This is a genomic window from Gordonia sp. w5E2 (assembly GCF_036540975.1).
In the GTDB taxonomy this organism is placed as follows: domain Bacteria; phylum Actinomycetota; class Actinomycetes; order Mycobacteriales; family Mycobacteriaceae; genus Gordonia; species Gordonia jacobaea.
The window spans coordinates 1,753,646-1,769,051 of sequence record NZ_CP144213.1 but is presented as its reverse complement, the minus strand read 5'-3'; the positions used below and the strand labels follow the sequence as shown (position 1 = coordinate 1,769,051).

Here is a 15,406-nt window from a genome sequence, read left to right as displayed (position 1 = left end):
GACGCGAGCGAGCGACCCGACACCAGAGGGAATTGAGGCGAGATACCGCTGTGAGCAGTTCGATATCAGATTTCGGACAAAACACGTGGCTGGTCGACGAAATGTACCAGCAATTCAAAAAAGACCCGAACTCGGTCGACCCGAGTTGGCACGATCTGCTGAAGGACTACAAGCCCGGCGACGACGGCTCGTCCAACGGCACCTCAGCTTCATCTGCGGGGGCATCGTCTGCGGCCAAGTCCACAACCGCGGCGACCACCAAGACCGCATCGACCACGACAGCGCCCGCGAAGAACACGGCGTCGGGCAACGGGTCGGGTACCGCACACAGCAACGGTGCGTCGAACACTGCAGCCCCGAAGAAGCCCGCACCGGCGAGCAGCAATGGCAGCGCCTCGTCCAACGGCAAGCCCGCACCTCGACAGGTCACTCTCGACCAGGAGCCGACCCCGCGTCCGGCCACCACCAACTCCCACGCCCGTGAATCGACCGCCACCAAGGCCGCGTCGGGTCACAGCGTCGCGAGCCGCGACGGATCGTCGCGATCGCAGAAGGTGCCCGCGTCGGCCAAGGCCGCGTCGGCAACCGCCGACGCAGCACCCGCCGAGGACACCGAGAAGGTGCTTCGCGGCGCGTCGGCCGCAGTCGCCAAGAACATGACGGCGTCGCTGCAGATCCCGACCGCGACCTCGGTTCGTGCGATCCCGGCCAAGCTGATGATCGACAACCGCATCGTCGTCAACAATCATCTGGCCCGCACCCGCGGCGGCAAGATCAGCTTCACCCACATCCTCGGCTACGCGATCGTCCAGGCGATCAAGGCGTTCCCGAACATGAACCGCCACTTCGCCGAGATCGACGGCAAGCCGAATGTGGTCACCCCTGCGCACACCAACCTCGGACTGGCGATCGACCTCGTCGGCAAGGACGGCAACCGCTCGCTCGTCGTCGCCGCCATCAAGAACTGCGAGACCATGGGTTTCGCCGAGTTCTACGCCGCGTACCAGGACATCGTGCGCCGTGCCCGTGACGGCAAGCTCACCGCGGAAGACTTTGCGGGCGTGACCATCTCGCTGACCAACCCGGGCACCATCGGCACCGTGCACTCCGTGCCGCGCTTGATGAAGAACCAGGGTGCGATCGTCGGCGCCGGAGCGATGGAGTACCCGGCAGAGTTCCAGGGTGCGAGCGACGAGCAGATCGCCGAGCTCGGCGTCGGCAAGCTGATGACGCTGACCTCCACCTACGATCACCGGATCATCCAGGGCGCCGAATCGGGCGACTTCCTGCGCAAGATCCATGAACTGCTGCTCGACGACGCGTTCTACGACGAGTTGTTCACGGCGTTCCACATCCCCTACGAGCCGATCCGCTGGCGTCGCGACATCCCTGCGGGAGTCGTCGACAAGAACGCCCGGGTGCTCGAGCTGATCGCGGCCTACCGCAACCGTGGCCATCTGATGGCCGACACCGATCCGCTCATGATGGACAGCTATGCGCGGACGTCGCATCCGGATCTCGACATCCTGACCTACGGCCTGACGCTGTGGGACCTCGACCGCACCTTCAAGGTCGGTGGCTTCCACGGCCAGGACACGATGAAGCTGCGCGACGTCCTGTCGATTCTGCGCGATGCGTACTGCCGCCACGTCGGCGTCGAGTACACCCACATCCTCGAGCCCGAGCAGCAGCGCTGGGTTCAGGAACGCGTGGAGATCAAGCACGTCAAGCCGCCGGTCGCCGAGCAGAAGTACATCCTCTCCAAGCTCAACGCCGCCGAGGCATTCGAGACCTTCCTGCAGACGAAATACGTTGGGCAGAAGCGTTTCTCGCTCGAGGGTGCGGAATCTGTCATCCCGATGATGGATGCCGTGATCGACCAGAGCGCCGAGTACTCGCTCGACGAGGTCGTCATCGGAATGCCGCACCGCGGCCGCCTCAACGTGTTGGCCAACATCGTCGGCAAGCCCTACTCGAAGATCTTCACCGAGTTCGAGGGCAATCTGAATCCGTCACAGGCCCACGGTTCCGGCGACGTGAAGTACCACCTCGGCGCCGAGGGCAAGTACTACCAGATGTTCGGCGAGAACGAGATCAACGTCTCGCTCACCGCCAACCCGAGCCACCTCGAGGCCGTCGACCCGGTGTTGGAGGGCCTCGTCCGCGCGAAGCAGGATCTTCTACCTGAGGAACGCGAGTTCTCCATCCTGCCGCTCATGCTGCACGGCGACGCCGCATTCGCAGGCCAGGGAGTCGTCCCCGAGACGCTGAACCTCGCGATGCTTCCGGGTTACCGCACCGGCGGCACCGTGCACATCGTGGTCAACAACCAGGTCGGCTTCACCACGGCGCCGGAGCACTCGCGGTCGAGCGAGTACTGCACCGACGTCGCGAAGATGATCGGTGCCCCGATCTTCCACGTCAACGGCGACGACCCCGAGGCGTGCGTGTGGGTGGCCAAGCTGGCCGTCGACTACCGCGAGATCTTCCACAAGGATGTCGTCATCGACCTCGTCTGCTTCCGCCGTCGCGGACACAACGAGGGCGACGACCCGTCGATGACCCAGCCCGCGATGTACGACGTCATCGACACCAAGCGTGGTGTGCGTAAGTCCTACACCGAGGCTCTGATCGGTCGTGGCGACATCTCGACCAAGGAGGCCGAGGACGCCCTTCGCGACTACCAGGGTCAGCTCGAACGTGTCTTCAACGAGGTCAAGGAACTCGAGAAGTTCACTCCCGAGCCCAGTGAGTCCGTCGAGGACGATCAGCCTCTGCCGCAGAAACTCGTCACCGCCGTCGACAAGACGGTTCTCGAGCGCATCGGCGATGCGTTCTACGACACACCGGACGGCTTCACGCCGCACCCGCGTGTCAAGCCGGTGCTCAAGCGTCGTCACGAGATGAGCCGCGACGGCCACGTCGACTGGGCGTTCGCCGAGTTGCTGGCTTTCGGTTCGCTCGTGCTCGAGGGACGTACCGTCCGCCTGTCCGGCCAGGATTCGCGACGCGGCACGTTCAGCCAGCGTCACTCGGTCCTCATCGACCGGGAGAACGGCTCCGAGTACACGCCGCTGAACCACCTCGCACCGCTCGACGGCGACGCCGATTCCGAAGGCCGCTTCATGGTCTACGACTCGCCGCTCTCGGAGTTCGCGGTTGTCGGTTTCGAGTACGGCTACTCGGTGGGCAACCCCGATGCACTGGTGCTGTGGGAGGCGCAGTTCGGCGACTTCGTCAACGGCGCACAGTCGGTGATCGACGAGTTCATCAGCTCCGGCGAGGCCAAGTGGGGTCAGCGCTCCGACGTCGTGCTGCTGCTGCCGCACGGCCACGAGGGGCAGGGTCCCGACCACACCTCGGGACGTATCGAGCGGTTCCTGCAGTTGTGCGCCGAGGGTTCGATGACGGTCGCTCAGCCGTCGACGCCCGCGAGCTACTTCCACCTGCTGCGTAGGCACGTGCTCGACGGGATCAGCCGCCCGCTGATCGTGTTCACGCCGAAGTCGATGCTCCGCAACAAGGCTGCGGTCAGCCCCGTGGAGGACTTCACCGACGACAAGTTCCGCTCGGTGATCGATGATCCGAAGTTCCTGAAGGACAGCGGTGATCGCAGCAAGGTCAAGCGCGTTCTGCTGGTGAGCGGCAAGATCTACTACGAGATCGCCGCCCGTCGGGACAAGGAAAGCCGCGACGACATCGCCGTGGTCCGCGTCGAGCAGCTCTACCCCGTGCCGCATCGTCGTCTGCAGGAGACGCTCGAGAAGTACCCGAACGCCGACGATTTCGTGTGGGTGCAAGACGAACCCGCCAATCAGGGGCCGTGGCCGTTCCTCGGACTGTGGCTGCCCGAGATGCTGCCGAACCTCCTCAAGGGTCTGCGCCGCATCTCGCGTCGCCCGATGTCGGCACCGAGCTCCGGCTCGTCGAAGGTGCACGCCGTCGAGCAGCAGGAGATCCTCGACGAGGCGTTTGCCTGAGGCGTCGAATAGCAACGAGTGAGGGCCGCACCTGTTTCGGGTGCGGCCCTCACTCGTTTGTCGATCAACGTCGGAAACTCACATGAGTCCCAGCGGAAGGACTGAGCGGTCAGCTCTCCGAGAGCGGACGCGGATCGAATGTCACGCGAATCCGCGTGATCAGGCCGTTCTCGACGTGACTCCAGTTCGCCGTCGGTAGTGATGCGTTGTCGGTGACCAGGTCAAACCACGTGATCGCATCGGCACCGTCCACAACACGCGCGTGCAAGACGAGATCGCGCATCAGGTGCTCCGACATCCCGCGCAGACCGGCAATGCACTCGTCGATTCCGCGAGCCGTCCCCATCACACCGACGAAGTCGACGTCGGGGGCGAGAACCGAACGCAACCGGTCGAAATCGCCTGCGCGCCATGCGTCGAAGTAGGTTGTCGCCGCATCCCTGGTGACCGCCGTATCGGCCTGCGCAGTTGTCCACAGTCATCTCTTCTCCCTTTCGAAGCATCGGTCAGTGGGTGTTCGTACTCCAGACTGCTCGGCGGCAATTAATCTGTCCAACATCGACTTCTTATAGCATTTATCATTGCGAGTCATGGAACTGCATCAGCTCCGCTACCTCCTCGCGGTCGTCGACACCGGATCGTTCACCGCTGCGGCGTCGACTCTGCACATCAGCCAGTCGGGTGTGAGCACTCAGATTCGCAAGCTCGAGAACGAACTGGGGATCGCACTGCTGCAGCGCACCACACGACGCGTGACGTTGACGAGCGAAGGAGAGCGAGTACTGCCCGCCATACGCGGGGCGGTCGAGGGAGTCGACGCGGTCGTCGCTCTGGCCGACGATCTGCGCGGCCTCACCACAGGGACACTGCGGGTAGGCACCGTGAGCGGACTCACCTGGCAGCCCATCTTCGACGCCATCGCGAGCATGCACCACGATCACCCCGGGGTCGACATCTCGGTCCGCGAAGCCATCTCGACGACGCTCATCGACGGGGTGCACTCGGGCGAGCTCGACGTCGCGATAGCTGCGTGGTCGGGCGAGCCGCCCCAGCACGTGCACACCACAGTCATCGTCGACGACGCGCTGCACGCCGTCGTCGCGCGAGATCATCCGTGGGCGACGCGTGCCGATGTGGGACCCGAGGAGATCGCCGGTGCCGACCTCATCTCGCTCACCCGCGGCACCGGCGCCCGCACAGCACTCGACGCCCTGCTGGCACGTGAGCGAGGCGCTCGGGTTCCGCGCTGGGAGGTCGCAACGCCGTCACTTGCGCACATGCTGACCACGCGCGGGCTCGGCGTCGCCGTACTCAGCGAGAGCACCGCAGCCACGTGGCGAGACACCGTCAGCCTGCCGATCACCGACCCTGCCGCGCGATCCACGCTCGGCATAATCTGGCGCGAACCCCCGTCACCGGCGACCGCTGCCCTGCTCCGCGAGATGCGGCGTCGAACCGGCTGATCCCCGAGGATTCCCGTACGACGAACGCACGACGCAGGCCTTCCACCTGCACCGACGTCGGCGGATCATCAGTAGTCATGGCCGGTCTGATAGTCGTAGCAGTGCTCGTCGTCGTCTTGACGCCCTTGGCTCTGATGTACCGGCGGGCGTGCAGGCAGGCTCGGGAGTTTCGTGAATTCCGACGCGCACAGGGGCTCTCGGATCCGAGTCAACGGCCACCGTTCCCAGGAGACCCGACCGGCGGCAACTGGGGTTTCTGGGGTCCCTGATACGCCTGGTTCAGTGCGCCGGAAGATCGGTGAGGGTCGTGACAAGGGCGGGCAGGGACGAGGAGATCACGGCAAGCAGCTGGTCGCGGGTGATCTCCCCATCGGTGAGCCAGCCGATCGTGACCTCCTCGACAAAGGCGATCCACCCGAATGTCGCGAGTCGGACCGCCGGGGTGACCTCGACGCCGAGCGCAGGTGCGTGATCGAGGATGCGCTCGGCCATCACCGCTCTGGTGCCGTCGATCACGGCCCGCATCGCCGGGTCGGTGCTCGACGCGCCGCGCAGGAATGCGGTGTAGGCGCTGCGATGCTCGCTGACGTAGTCGACGAACGCTGACAACGAGCTCCACAGGATGGCGAGCGGATCGTCGAGGGTCTCGTCGGGTGCTGTCAGCCGCAACATCTCCTCGCCCTGCGCCTTCGCGATGGCGACGTGAAACTCCTGCTTCGATGCGAAGTAGTGAAACAGCAGTGCGCGGGACACACCGGCGACCTCGGCGATCGCGTCGATGGACACCTCATCGAGAGGCCGCTCCGACACCATCTGCAGCCCGAGCGCGATGAGCTGGTCGCGTCGGGCCTCCGGGCTCATCCTCGTGCGCTTCGTCTGGGTCACAGACACAGTCTAGGCGACTTATTGACCGGTGTTCAATAGCCTATTGACTAATGTTCAATAGGCTCCTAGTGTCATGAGCATGACAACGCACAATGTTGAGGTTGCCATCGTCGGCGCCGGATTCTCCGGCCTCGGCGCGGCGATCAAAATGAGCCAGAACGGCTTCACCGACTACGTCATCCTCGATCGCGGAGCCGATTTCGGCGGCACCTGGCGCGACAACACCTACCCGGGCGCCGCGTGCGACGTCGCGTCGAACCTGTACTCGTACTCGTTCGCCCCCAATCCCGGATGGTCGCGCTCGTACTCCCACCAGCCGGAGATCCACCGCTACATCAACGACGTTGCGGATCGTTTCGGCGTGCGCGACAAGGCCAGGTTCGGTGTCGAGGTCACCCGCGCCGCGTGGAGCGAGTCGCAACAGCGCTGGCTGATCGACACTGTGCCCGCCGGAACCGATCCGGCCACCGCTGCCGTGACGACGTACTGGGCACAGCACCTCATCGGCGCGGTCGGGCCGCTCTGCGAACCCAACCTTCCCGACATCGACGGAATCGAATCGTTCGGCGGCACGGTCATGCACTCCGCGCGCTGGGACGACGACGTCGAGCTCTCGGGCAAGCGCGTGGCCGTGATCGGCACCGGCGCGTCGGCCATCCAGATCGTCCCCGAGGTGGCCAAGCGCGTCGCGCATCTCGACGTGTACCAGCGCACGGCGCCGTGGATCGTCCCCCGCACCGAGCGGCCGTACACTCCTGTCGAGCACTGGCTGTTCAAGAACGCACCCATCGTGCAGAGCGCCAGCCGCGCAGGGGTGTACGCATTCAACGAGTTCATCGCCTTCGGCCTGACCCACTCGCGCAAGGCACTCAAGCCCGTCGAGATCGTCGCCCGCGCCAACATCGCACGCGGAATCCGCGACCGAAAGCTGCGCGACAAGGTCACTCCCCGCTTCCAGGTCGGCTGCAAGCGAATCCTGCGATCGAACGCCTGGTACCCGGCACTCGATCGACCCAACGTCGACCTCGTCACCGACCCCATCGCACGCGTGACACCGTCGGGCATCGTGACCGCCGACGGCACCGAACGCGAGATCGACGTATTGATCGTCGCGACGGGCTTCCACGTCACCGATTCGCCCGTGTTCGACTGCATCGTCGGCGCCGAGGGACACTCACTCGCACAGGCGTGGGAGACGAACGGAATGCAGGGCTACAAGGGGTCATTCGTCCACGGTTTCCCGAACATGATGCTGATGGTCGGGCCGGCGACCGGCCTCGGTCACACCTCGATGGTGTACATGATCGAGTCGCAACTCAACTACCTCGTCGACTATCTCAAAACCGTTCGGACACAAGGGATCACGCGTGTCGACGTCGACGAGAAGTCGCAGCGCGGGTACAACACCGGTATTCAGCACGCGCTGCGTCACAGCGTCTGGGTCAATGGCGGCTGCGCCTCCTGGTACGCCGACGACAACGGCAACATCACCACGCTGTGGCCGGGCTTCACATTCAACTTCCGCAAGCAAACCCGACGGTTCGACGTCGCTGCATACGACGTAGCTCGCGATTCGTCGGCGGCCGACACACCGGCCGTGCTCGCGAGCACCCGCGCCTGATCTCGACTTCATCCGCGTGCACGCCGGATCTCGCACGCATCAACACACACAGGAGAACACCATGAAGAATTTTCGCGACAAGGTCGTCGTCGTCACCGGTGCGGGCTCGGGCATGGGCCGCGAACTGGCGGTGAAGCTGGGCCAACAGGGCGCCAAGCTGGCGATCTCCGACGTCAACCCCGACGGTCTCGCGACGACGGAAAAGCTCGTCGCCGAGACCGGCGCACCGGTGCACGCCCAACTGCTCAACGTCGCAGAGCGTGAGGCGGTTCTCGATTACGCCGACACGGTCATGGCCAACTACGGCAAGGTCAACGTCGTCTTCAACAACGCGGGCATCGCGCACCACGGCGAGATCGAGCGCACAGAGTTCAAAGACATCGAGCGAGTCATGGATGTCGACTTCTGGGGCGTCGTGAACGGAACGAAGGCCTTCCTGCCACACATCATCGCGTCGGGCGACGGCCACATCGTCAACACGTCGTCGCTGTTCGGCCTGCTGTCCGAGCCGGGCCAGGCGGCCTACAACTCGGCGAAATTCGCGGTCCGCGGATTCACCGAATCGCTCAACCAGGAGATGCTGATCGCCAAGCACCCCGTACGCGTCACGTGCGTGCATCCCGGTGGCATCAAGACCGCGATCGCGCGCAACGCCACGGTCGCCGACGTTTACGACCAGGCGAACTTCGCCCAGTTCTTCGACAAGTACCTCGCGCGCACCTCGGCATCGTCGGCTGCCGACACCATCATCAAGGGCGTGAAGAAGAACAAGGCGCGCGTCCTCATCGGCGCCGACGCCATCGTGCTCGACGTCTGGGTGCGTCTCGTCGCCTCGAAGTACCAGGGCGTCGTGGCGGGCGTGACCAAGCGCGTCACCACCTCGTTCCGCTGACCGCTGTCGTCGTTGCTCAGTTCGTGCGATAGACGACGTAGTCGACCGCACGAACTGAGCGACGCCCTCCTCGCCTATTGGGCGGTATCCACAGGGTCGAAAAATTGTTCGAGAATTCCTCGACGCTGTCGGTATTGCCGGGTAATGTAGAACACATATTCGACATGACGGGGGCGGGGGTGGCGGCACGTGAACAGCAAAGATCTTGGGACCGGCGGCGCGCCTTGGGCTCTGGCGTCGGCAGCGGCGGGTTCCGCGGACGCTGTCGTGGCGGAGAAGCTGTCACGGCTTGCCGCAGTGTTGGATGAGTTGGCTGCCGTCGATGTGTCGTTGGTGTCGGACGCGGCGCTGGTTGAAGCCACTGTGGAGGCCGAACGCCTGGCGTTGCGGACTGCGGGTGCGGTGACGGATCGCCTGATTGTGGAAGCCTCCGACCGGGATCTGCCCCGCGCGTTGGGTTTCCGCGATGTTCGCAACTTCATGGGGCAGGGTCTGCACATTGGTGATCCGGCGGCGCGGCATCGGGTGATCGCCGCGACCGGCTCGTTCACCACGATCTGCGGTGACCGACTACCACCTGCATGCCCCACGTTGGCCGGCTACGTGGCCGAGGGTCGCGTCGCCGGCACACACGTCCGTGCGGTGCTCGAGGTGCTCGAAGCGATCCCCGGTGAAGTGTCGGCCGAGACAAAAGCCGCCGCCGAAGCACAGATGGCCGGCTACGCGGTCCAATTCACCCCCGCCGAGATCACCAACCTCGGGTCACGGCTACTCGCCCATCTGGATCCTGACGGGACACTCACCAACCCGAAGGACCGCAAACGCCGACGCCGCCTGTGGGTGAACCGGCAGAACGCACAGTTGATGTCGCGGTTGACCGCCGATCTCGATCCGATCGCCCGCGCACGGCTCGACACGGTGTTGGATGCGTGGGCCAAACCCGGCATGAACAACCCGGACGACCCGGAGTCGCCTGTCGGTCCGATCACCACCGCGAACGCCGAACAGGTCGCGGCGGCTGCGCTGCGTGATGAACGCTCACCCGCGCAACGCAACCACGACGCCTTCTCCGCCCTACTCGGCCAGGTGTTGGAATCCGGCATGCTCGGCAACACCCATCGTGGATTGCCGATCCAGGTCATCGTCACCACCAGCCTGCGAGAACTCGAAGAGCAGGCAGGGATCGCACAGACCACGTCCGGAACACTCCTGCCGATCGGTGATGTGATCGAGATGGCCGCCTCGACCGGAGCGAGCCAGTATTTGGCGGTGTTCGGTGACCACACCAGCATCCCGCTCTACCTGGGGCGGTCGAAGCGGATCGCGTCACTCGGACAACGACTCGCCTCATTCGCCTCACCCGGCGGGAAAATGTGTTCCGCCCCCGGCTGCAACCAACCTGCGAGCAGGGTGCAGATGCATCACGCCGCGAAAGACTGGGCAGACGGCGGCTTGACTGATATCGACCAGTTGGTGCCCGCCTGTGATGTGCACAACCGGCGGGTCGGCACGAAGCCCGGCCAGTTCACCACCCGGATGATCACCGAAGGCCCCGATACCGGGCGGGTCGCGTGGCGATTGAACGCCAAGCCAGGTATGCCGGAGAATCCCGAACGCATCAACCGGATCGCCGACGTCAAAGCCGACTTCCGCGACTACCTCGCCGCAGAACACACCAACAACGAGGCCGCCGCCGCGGCACGCACGACCGGTACCGGAATCGCCACAGACACAGCCGTCACCGCGATTGTGCCTCCGCCCTTAGTGTCCAACCCGCCCGCCGGGCGGGTCGAGCTCACTCTGGTGGGTGCGATGCCCTCCGGCGATACTCTGCGCCTCAGCTCGCGGGTCGACATCGGGTGGAACCTACCGCCACTCGAACTTGACCCCGAGCCACCCAACGACCCAGACGCGCCAACAGGTCCCGCCCCACCAGGCGGCCCCAACCGCATCGGCGGCGTCGACCCACCCGGAGGCGTCGACCCACCGTTGTCCGACGCCGCCTGACCAACGGTCACCTGACCGACGCGCCAACCCCTAGCCTTGGTGAACCGTCGAATCAGGTTGTGCTGCAACCCGTCTACACCCCGGTGGCGGGGCAGACGTGGTTGGGCAACGTGGTTGGGGCGACGTGGTTGGGGCGACGAAGCCTCCTGCCCCGCTCCAACTAGAGGCCGTGCTCGCCGAGCCACCCGATCGCGAGGTCGCGTGGTTCGGCGCCCGCGTCTGCGCGTCGTGCCAGTTCGGCCAGGTCGGCGGTGGTGATCTCCCCCGCGACACGATTGATCTGCTTGACCTCGCTGCGGGTCAGCGCGGCGGTCCGGTACACCGGAACGAGATTCTGCGCGCGCGGACCGCTCTGCGGAGACGGGGACTGAGACTGAGACTGAGGTGAAGTCGCCGGGTTGGAGGGGGTCGACGGCTGTCCCGCGTCGTCCTGCGTCGGCGCGGGGACTCTGAGCGCCTGGATCTGTGGCGCCGCGGGGTCGAGAGCGACCGCGGCGTCGAGTGCCGTCACCACGCCGACAGCCTGCGCCGTCCCCACTCGTGCGATCACCTCGCGGGCCGATCCGACCGACTCCACCGCACCGAAGCGGCAACCCTGCGCTGCGAACGCAGCCATATCCGCGGGTTCCGGACGTCCGACGACAACGACGGGTAGCCCCTCGGGCAGTCGCCCACACTCCGATAGATCGGTGACATTGCTCGACTGCGCCAGCGACGTCGCGACAAAGACCTGCGGCGTCGCACTCACGGGTGTCGCATCACCCACCGAAACACCTTGGGGCAGAGAGCGATTGAGCTCGTCGTAGACGTCGTCCGACGACGTGACGGTCGCCTTCGGCGCCAGCGAGGTGAGTAGTTCGCCACTGAACGCGGGAAACAGGTCGACCCGCGCGCGATCCATCTCGTCGAGCAATGCGGTGTCGTCGCCGCGGATCAAGTCATCTGCAACAGGTGCGCCGACGTCGCGCAATGCTCCCGCGTAGATCTCGGCCATCACCCGCAGCGCGGGGTCGTCGGCCGAGCCGAGATGCAACAGCCGACTCGACGACGCGGAGTCACGCGACGAATCCGAACATCCCGCGAGCACCCCGGTGACAACCATCGCGACCGCAATGACGACAGCGGTGGCCCACACACGATTCCGCACGGCTCTCACGGTATAACGATGCCCCTGCACGAGTAGCATCCACCTCGTGCCAATGCCCAACCTCCGCCCAGGTGCACGGAACGCGCGTGGGGCGCGTCCGCTCCCCCGGATTCCGGTCCCCGTCGCACGGGCGGTCGTCGACTGCGCGGTCTATGTCGACGGAATCAGACAGCCGGGGCGCATCACCTACGCTGACGCATTCGCGCAGGTACGCGAGACCGGCAAGGGGTTCGTGTGGCTCGGACTCGCCGCGCCCGACGACGAACAGATGACCGGCGTCGGCGAGGTGTTCGGCCTGCACGAGCTGGTCGTCGAGGACGCGGTGCACGCCCACCAACGTCCCAAGCTCGAGGTCTACGACGACACGCAGTTCCTCGTGCTCCGCACGGTCAAGTACGTCGAGCACGAGTCGATGGAGAAGGCCAGCGAGGTCGTCGAAACCGGCGAGATCATGGTCTTCGCCGGCCGCGACTTCGTCATCACCGTTCGCCACGGCGACCACACCCATCTACACAATCTGCGTCGACGACTCGAAGCCCGACCAGAACGCCTCGTGCTCGGACCGACCGCCGTGCTGCACGCCATCGCCGACAAGGTCGTCGACTCCTACCTCGCCGTCTCCGAGCGGATGGAAGACGACGTGGTGTCGATCGAGAGCACGGTCTTCTCCCGACAGCAGCGCTGGCTCAACATCGAACCGGTATATCTGCTCCGTCGCGAGGTTCTCGAACTGCGCCGAGCGGTCACACCGCTGGCAGGCCCGCTGTCACGGCTGGCGTCGGACAACACGTTGGTGCCCAAAGAGATTCGACGCCAGTTCCGCGATGTGTCCGACCACCTCAGCACCGTGATCGAGCATGTCGTCGAATACGACGAGGTCCTCAGTTCGCTACTCGACGCCGCCGCGACGAAGGTGAGCATCCAGCAGAACAGCGACATGCGCAAGATCTCGGCATGGGTGGCGATCGCCGCGGTACCGACGATGGTCGCTGGACTGTACGGAATGAACTTCGACATCCTGCCCGGCATGCACGACCGGCAGGGCTTCGGCATTCTCTGCCTGACGATGTTCCTCATCTGCGGCGCCCTGTGGGCGACGTTCCGGCGAAGTCACTGGCTGTAAGCGCCGCCCCCGGCTGCCTAGACGGAAGGGCCGCCTCGATTCACCGGGTCACATGCTGGCAGGCGAACGCCTCGCGTCGGCGATGTCGATGCTCGCCTCTGCCCACGCCTCGCGAAGGGCGTCGGCTCCCTTGAGGCGCACCCACGCGGCTTCGTTCGCCGTGATCGGGATAGCGCGCAGGAACCGCACCGGTTCCATCGGGTCGGGAAGCACCACCTCGCCGAGTTCGTCGGCAGCGGTCAATAGTGCGGTGAACGGCGCACCATCCCAGAGGGGCTCGCCGAGATCGACGAGTGCGTCCGGTGCGAGGATGAGCCCCTCGACCGCCGGCGCTGCGGCGACGGTTGCCAATCGTCGGTGCAGCCCCGGCATCGCAACCCCCGTGTGCATCCGCACCACGAGCTCGACGCGCGGACCGCGCAGCGGGTCGGCATGAATGTCACTGGGGTCGGTCATCGGATGACGAGCGCACCCGACGGTCACGAACACCACGTCGTCGTCGAGTGCGAATCGTTCGACGTCGATGGGCTCGACACCCAGGAAGGTCACAGACGCCCGCTGCGGCTCGACGCCGAGTTCGGAGACGACGTATTCGTGCACGGTGTCGGTGACGGAAGGACTCACGACACTCAACGGTAGCCGGGCGGTTCAGGGACGCGGTAGCCGCCGGTGCAGCGGGTTGGTGGTCACCGGCGTCGACCGTCGAGGCGAACCGGGCACCGATGACACCACCGTCGGCGCGTCGGCGGTCGCGCGCGTCGCGTCGTGTGCCCGCATGGCAGCACTGTCGCCGACGCCGAGCCTCGCTGCGGTGACGATTCGTCGAGCGCGCTCCGAACAGACCGGACACTCCACGTCGTCGGGGACAGTGAGCATCGAGTGCACCTGTTCGACGTCATCGCATGCCTGCCGGCACCGGAAGACGTAGGTTGGCATGTGCAGACCATAGCGCGACCTGTGCGTCGCGGAATCTCGAAAGGCACTGCACCGTCGCGCCACCAGGAGGCTGTCATGCCGGAGTTGCTCTTCTCGTTGGACTCATCGAAGCCGTTCACCGCGCAGCAGATCGTCGGCCACAACCGGTGGCATCCCGACATTCCGCCTGCGGTGACGGTGAAACCGGGCGACACCTTTCGGGCGCACTGCCGCGAGTGGTTCGACGGCGCGATCCACAACGACGATTCGGCCAACGACATCCTCAACGCGCCGCTGAACAACGTGCACACACTCTCCGGACCGTTCGCGATTGAGGGCGCACAACCCGGCGACCTGCTGATCGTCGACATTCTCGACGTCGGTCCCATCCCCCAGGAGGATTCGGGTCCGCTCGCAGGCCAGGGCTGGGGCTACACCGGCATCTTCGCCAAGCTCAACGGCGGAGGGTTTCTCACCGAGCAGTTCCCCGACGCATACAAAGCGATCTGGGATTTCGCCGGGCAGAGTGCGACGAGTCGCCATGTGCCGCATGTGAAGTACACCGGAATCGTGCACCCGGGATTGATGGGCACGGCCCCGAGCCCGCAGTTGTTGGCAACCTGGAACGCGCGAGAGGGCGCGCTGATCGCCACCGACCCCGAACGTGTTCCGCCACTGGCACTTCCACCCGAACCAAGCGGCGCCATCCTCGGATCACTGAGCGGCGCGGAGTTCGATCGAGTCGCCGCAGAGGCTGCACGGACGGCACCGCCCCGCGAGAACGGCGGCAATCAGGACATCAAGAATCTCACCAAGGGCAGTCGCGTCTTCTATCCCGTCTTCGTGCCGGGCGCCAACCTGTCGTTCGGCGATCTCCACTTCTCGCAGGGCGACGGCGAGATCACCTTCTGCGGGGCCATCGAAATGGGCGGCTTCATCGATCTGCACGTCGACCTGATCAAGGGCGGCATGGAGACCTACGGCGTCACCGAGAACGCAATCTTCATGCCCGGCAACACCGATCCGCAGTACTCGGAGTGGATCGCCTTCTCGGGTACGTCGGTGACGCTCGACGGCGAGCAGCGCTACCTCGACTCCGACCTCGCCTACCAACGGGCATGTCTGCACGCGATCGAGTACCTGACGAAGTTCGGATACAGCCCCGAGCAGGCGTATCTACTTCTCGGTTCCGCGCCGATCGAGGGGCGACTGTCCGGGGTCGTCGACATTCCCAATTCCTGTGCGACCGTGTACATTCCGACTGCGATTTTCGACTTTCCGGTCGCGCCTTCCAAAGACGGGCCGGTCCGGATCGACCCGGGGATCGGCGCCCCGCACGCCAGCTTCTAGGAGCTCGGCACCGTGCGCCGCGC

The 15,406-nt window shown here is 65.3% G+C and carries 12 protein-coding genes; 7 read left to right on the top strand and 5 right to left on the bottom strand.

All coding sequences use genetic code 11. The annotated features are described in order from the left end of the window. Nucleotides 1–101 precede the first annotated feature (101 nt). Nucleotides 102–3,980: a multifunctional oxoglutarate decarboxylase/oxoglutarate dehydrogenase thiamine pyrophosphate-binding subunit/dihydrolipoyllysine-residue succinyltransferase subunit gene (locus RND64_RS08060; RefSeq protein ID WP_049701002.1), complete on the top strand. Its 3,879-nt coding sequence runs from the start codon at nucleotides 102–104 to the stop codon at nucleotides 3,978–3,980. A gap of 109 nt (nucleotides 3,981–4,089) precedes the next feature. Here the strand turns inward: RND64_RS08060 and RND64_RS08055 are convergent, their stop codons facing one another. Beyond that, on the bottom strand, nucleotides 4,090–4,458 hold the full coding sequence (locus RND64_RS08055) for a nuclear transport factor 2 family protein (protein ID WP_049701003.1): 369 nt from the start codon (nucleotides 4,456–4,458) through the stop codon (nucleotides 4,090–4,092). Nucleotides 4,459–4,570: 112 nt separating this feature from the next. On the opposite strand from RND64_RS08055, the gene RND64_RS08050 reads away from it, so the two are divergent. Continuing rightward, nucleotides 4,571–5,443, top strand: a complete 873-nt coding sequence (locus tag RND64_RS08050; protein WP_049701004.1) for a LysR family transcriptional regulator — start codon at nucleotides 4,571–4,573, stop codon at nucleotides 5,441–5,443. 279 nt (nucleotides 5,444–5,722) lie between these two features. Here the strand turns inward: RND64_RS08050 and RND64_RS08045 are convergent, their stop codons facing one another. After that, nucleotides 5,723–6,304, bottom strand: a complete 582-nt coding sequence (locus tag RND64_RS08045; RefSeq protein WP_005205773.1) for a TetR/AcrR family transcriptional regulator — start codon at nucleotides 6,302–6,304, stop codon at nucleotides 5,723–5,725. Between the two features lie 103 nt (nucleotides 6,305–6,407). Between RND64_RS08045 and RND64_RS08040 the strand changes: the two genes are divergently transcribed. From RND64_RS08040 to RND64_RS08030, 3 genes are all read left to right on the top strand, one after another. Continuing rightward, a complete protein-coding gene (locus RND64_RS08040) occupies nucleotides 6,408–7,949 on the top strand; it encodes a flavin-containing monooxygenase (protein ID WP_049701010.1) in 1,542 nt (513 codons plus the stop codon). Between the two features lie 61 nt (nucleotides 7,950–8,010). Next, nucleotides 8,011–8,841: an SDR family NAD(P)-dependent oxidoreductase gene (locus RND64_RS08035; RefSeq protein ID WP_049701011.1), complete on the top strand. Its 831-nt coding sequence runs from the start codon at nucleotides 8,011–8,013 to the stop codon at nucleotides 8,839–8,841. Nucleotides 8,842–9,030: 189 nt separating this feature from the next. Then, nucleotides 9,031–10,848: an HNH endonuclease signature motif containing protein gene (locus tag RND64_RS08030; protein WP_331436523.1), complete on the top strand. Its 1,818-nt coding sequence runs from the start codon at nucleotides 9,031–9,033 to the stop codon at nucleotides 10,846–10,848. Between the two features lie 160 nt (nucleotides 10,849–11,008). On the opposite strand, the gene RND64_RS08025 is transcribed toward RND64_RS08030, so the two are convergent. Beyond that, nucleotides 11,009–12,034, bottom strand: coding sequence for a glycine betaine ABC transporter substrate-binding protein (locus RND64_RS08025; RefSeq protein WP_049699498.1), 1,026 nt, complete (start codon nucleotides 12,032–12,034; stop codon nucleotides 11,009–11,011). A 13-nt stretch (nucleotides 12,035–12,047) separates the two neighbouring features. On the opposite strand from RND64_RS08025, the gene RND64_RS08020 reads away from it, so the two are divergent. Next, complete coding sequence (locus tag RND64_RS08020; protein WP_049699499.1) at nucleotides 12,048–13,118, top strand: magnesium and cobalt transport protein CorA; 1,071 nt, start codon at nucleotides 12,048–12,050, stop codon at nucleotides 13,116–13,118. A 48-nt stretch (nucleotides 13,119–13,166) separates the two neighbouring features. Here RND64_RS08020 and RND64_RS08015 read toward each other — a convergent pair whose 3' ends face one another. After that, complete coding sequence (locus tag RND64_RS08015) at nucleotides 13,167–13,742, bottom strand: suppressor of fused domain protein (RefSeq protein ID WP_200903264.1); 576 nt, start codon at nucleotides 13,740–13,742, stop codon at nucleotides 13,167–13,169. Nucleotides 13,743–13,766: 24 nt separating this feature from the next. Next, on the bottom strand, nucleotides 13,767–14,054 hold the full coding sequence (locus tag RND64_RS08010; protein ID WP_049699501.1) for an FmdB family zinc ribbon protein: 288 nt from the start codon (nucleotides 14,052–14,054) through the stop codon (nucleotides 13,767–13,769). A gap of 75 nt (nucleotides 14,055–14,129) precedes the next feature. Between RND64_RS08010 and fmdA the strand changes: the two genes are divergently transcribed. Next, the gene (gene fmdA / locus RND64_RS08005) at nucleotides 14,130–15,383 is read left to right on the top strand and encodes a formamidase (protein WP_049699502.1); all 1,254 of its coding nucleotides are present in this window, start codon (nucleotides 14,130–14,132) and stop codon (nucleotides 15,381–15,383) included. Nucleotides 15,384–15,406 lie beyond the last annotated feature (23 nt).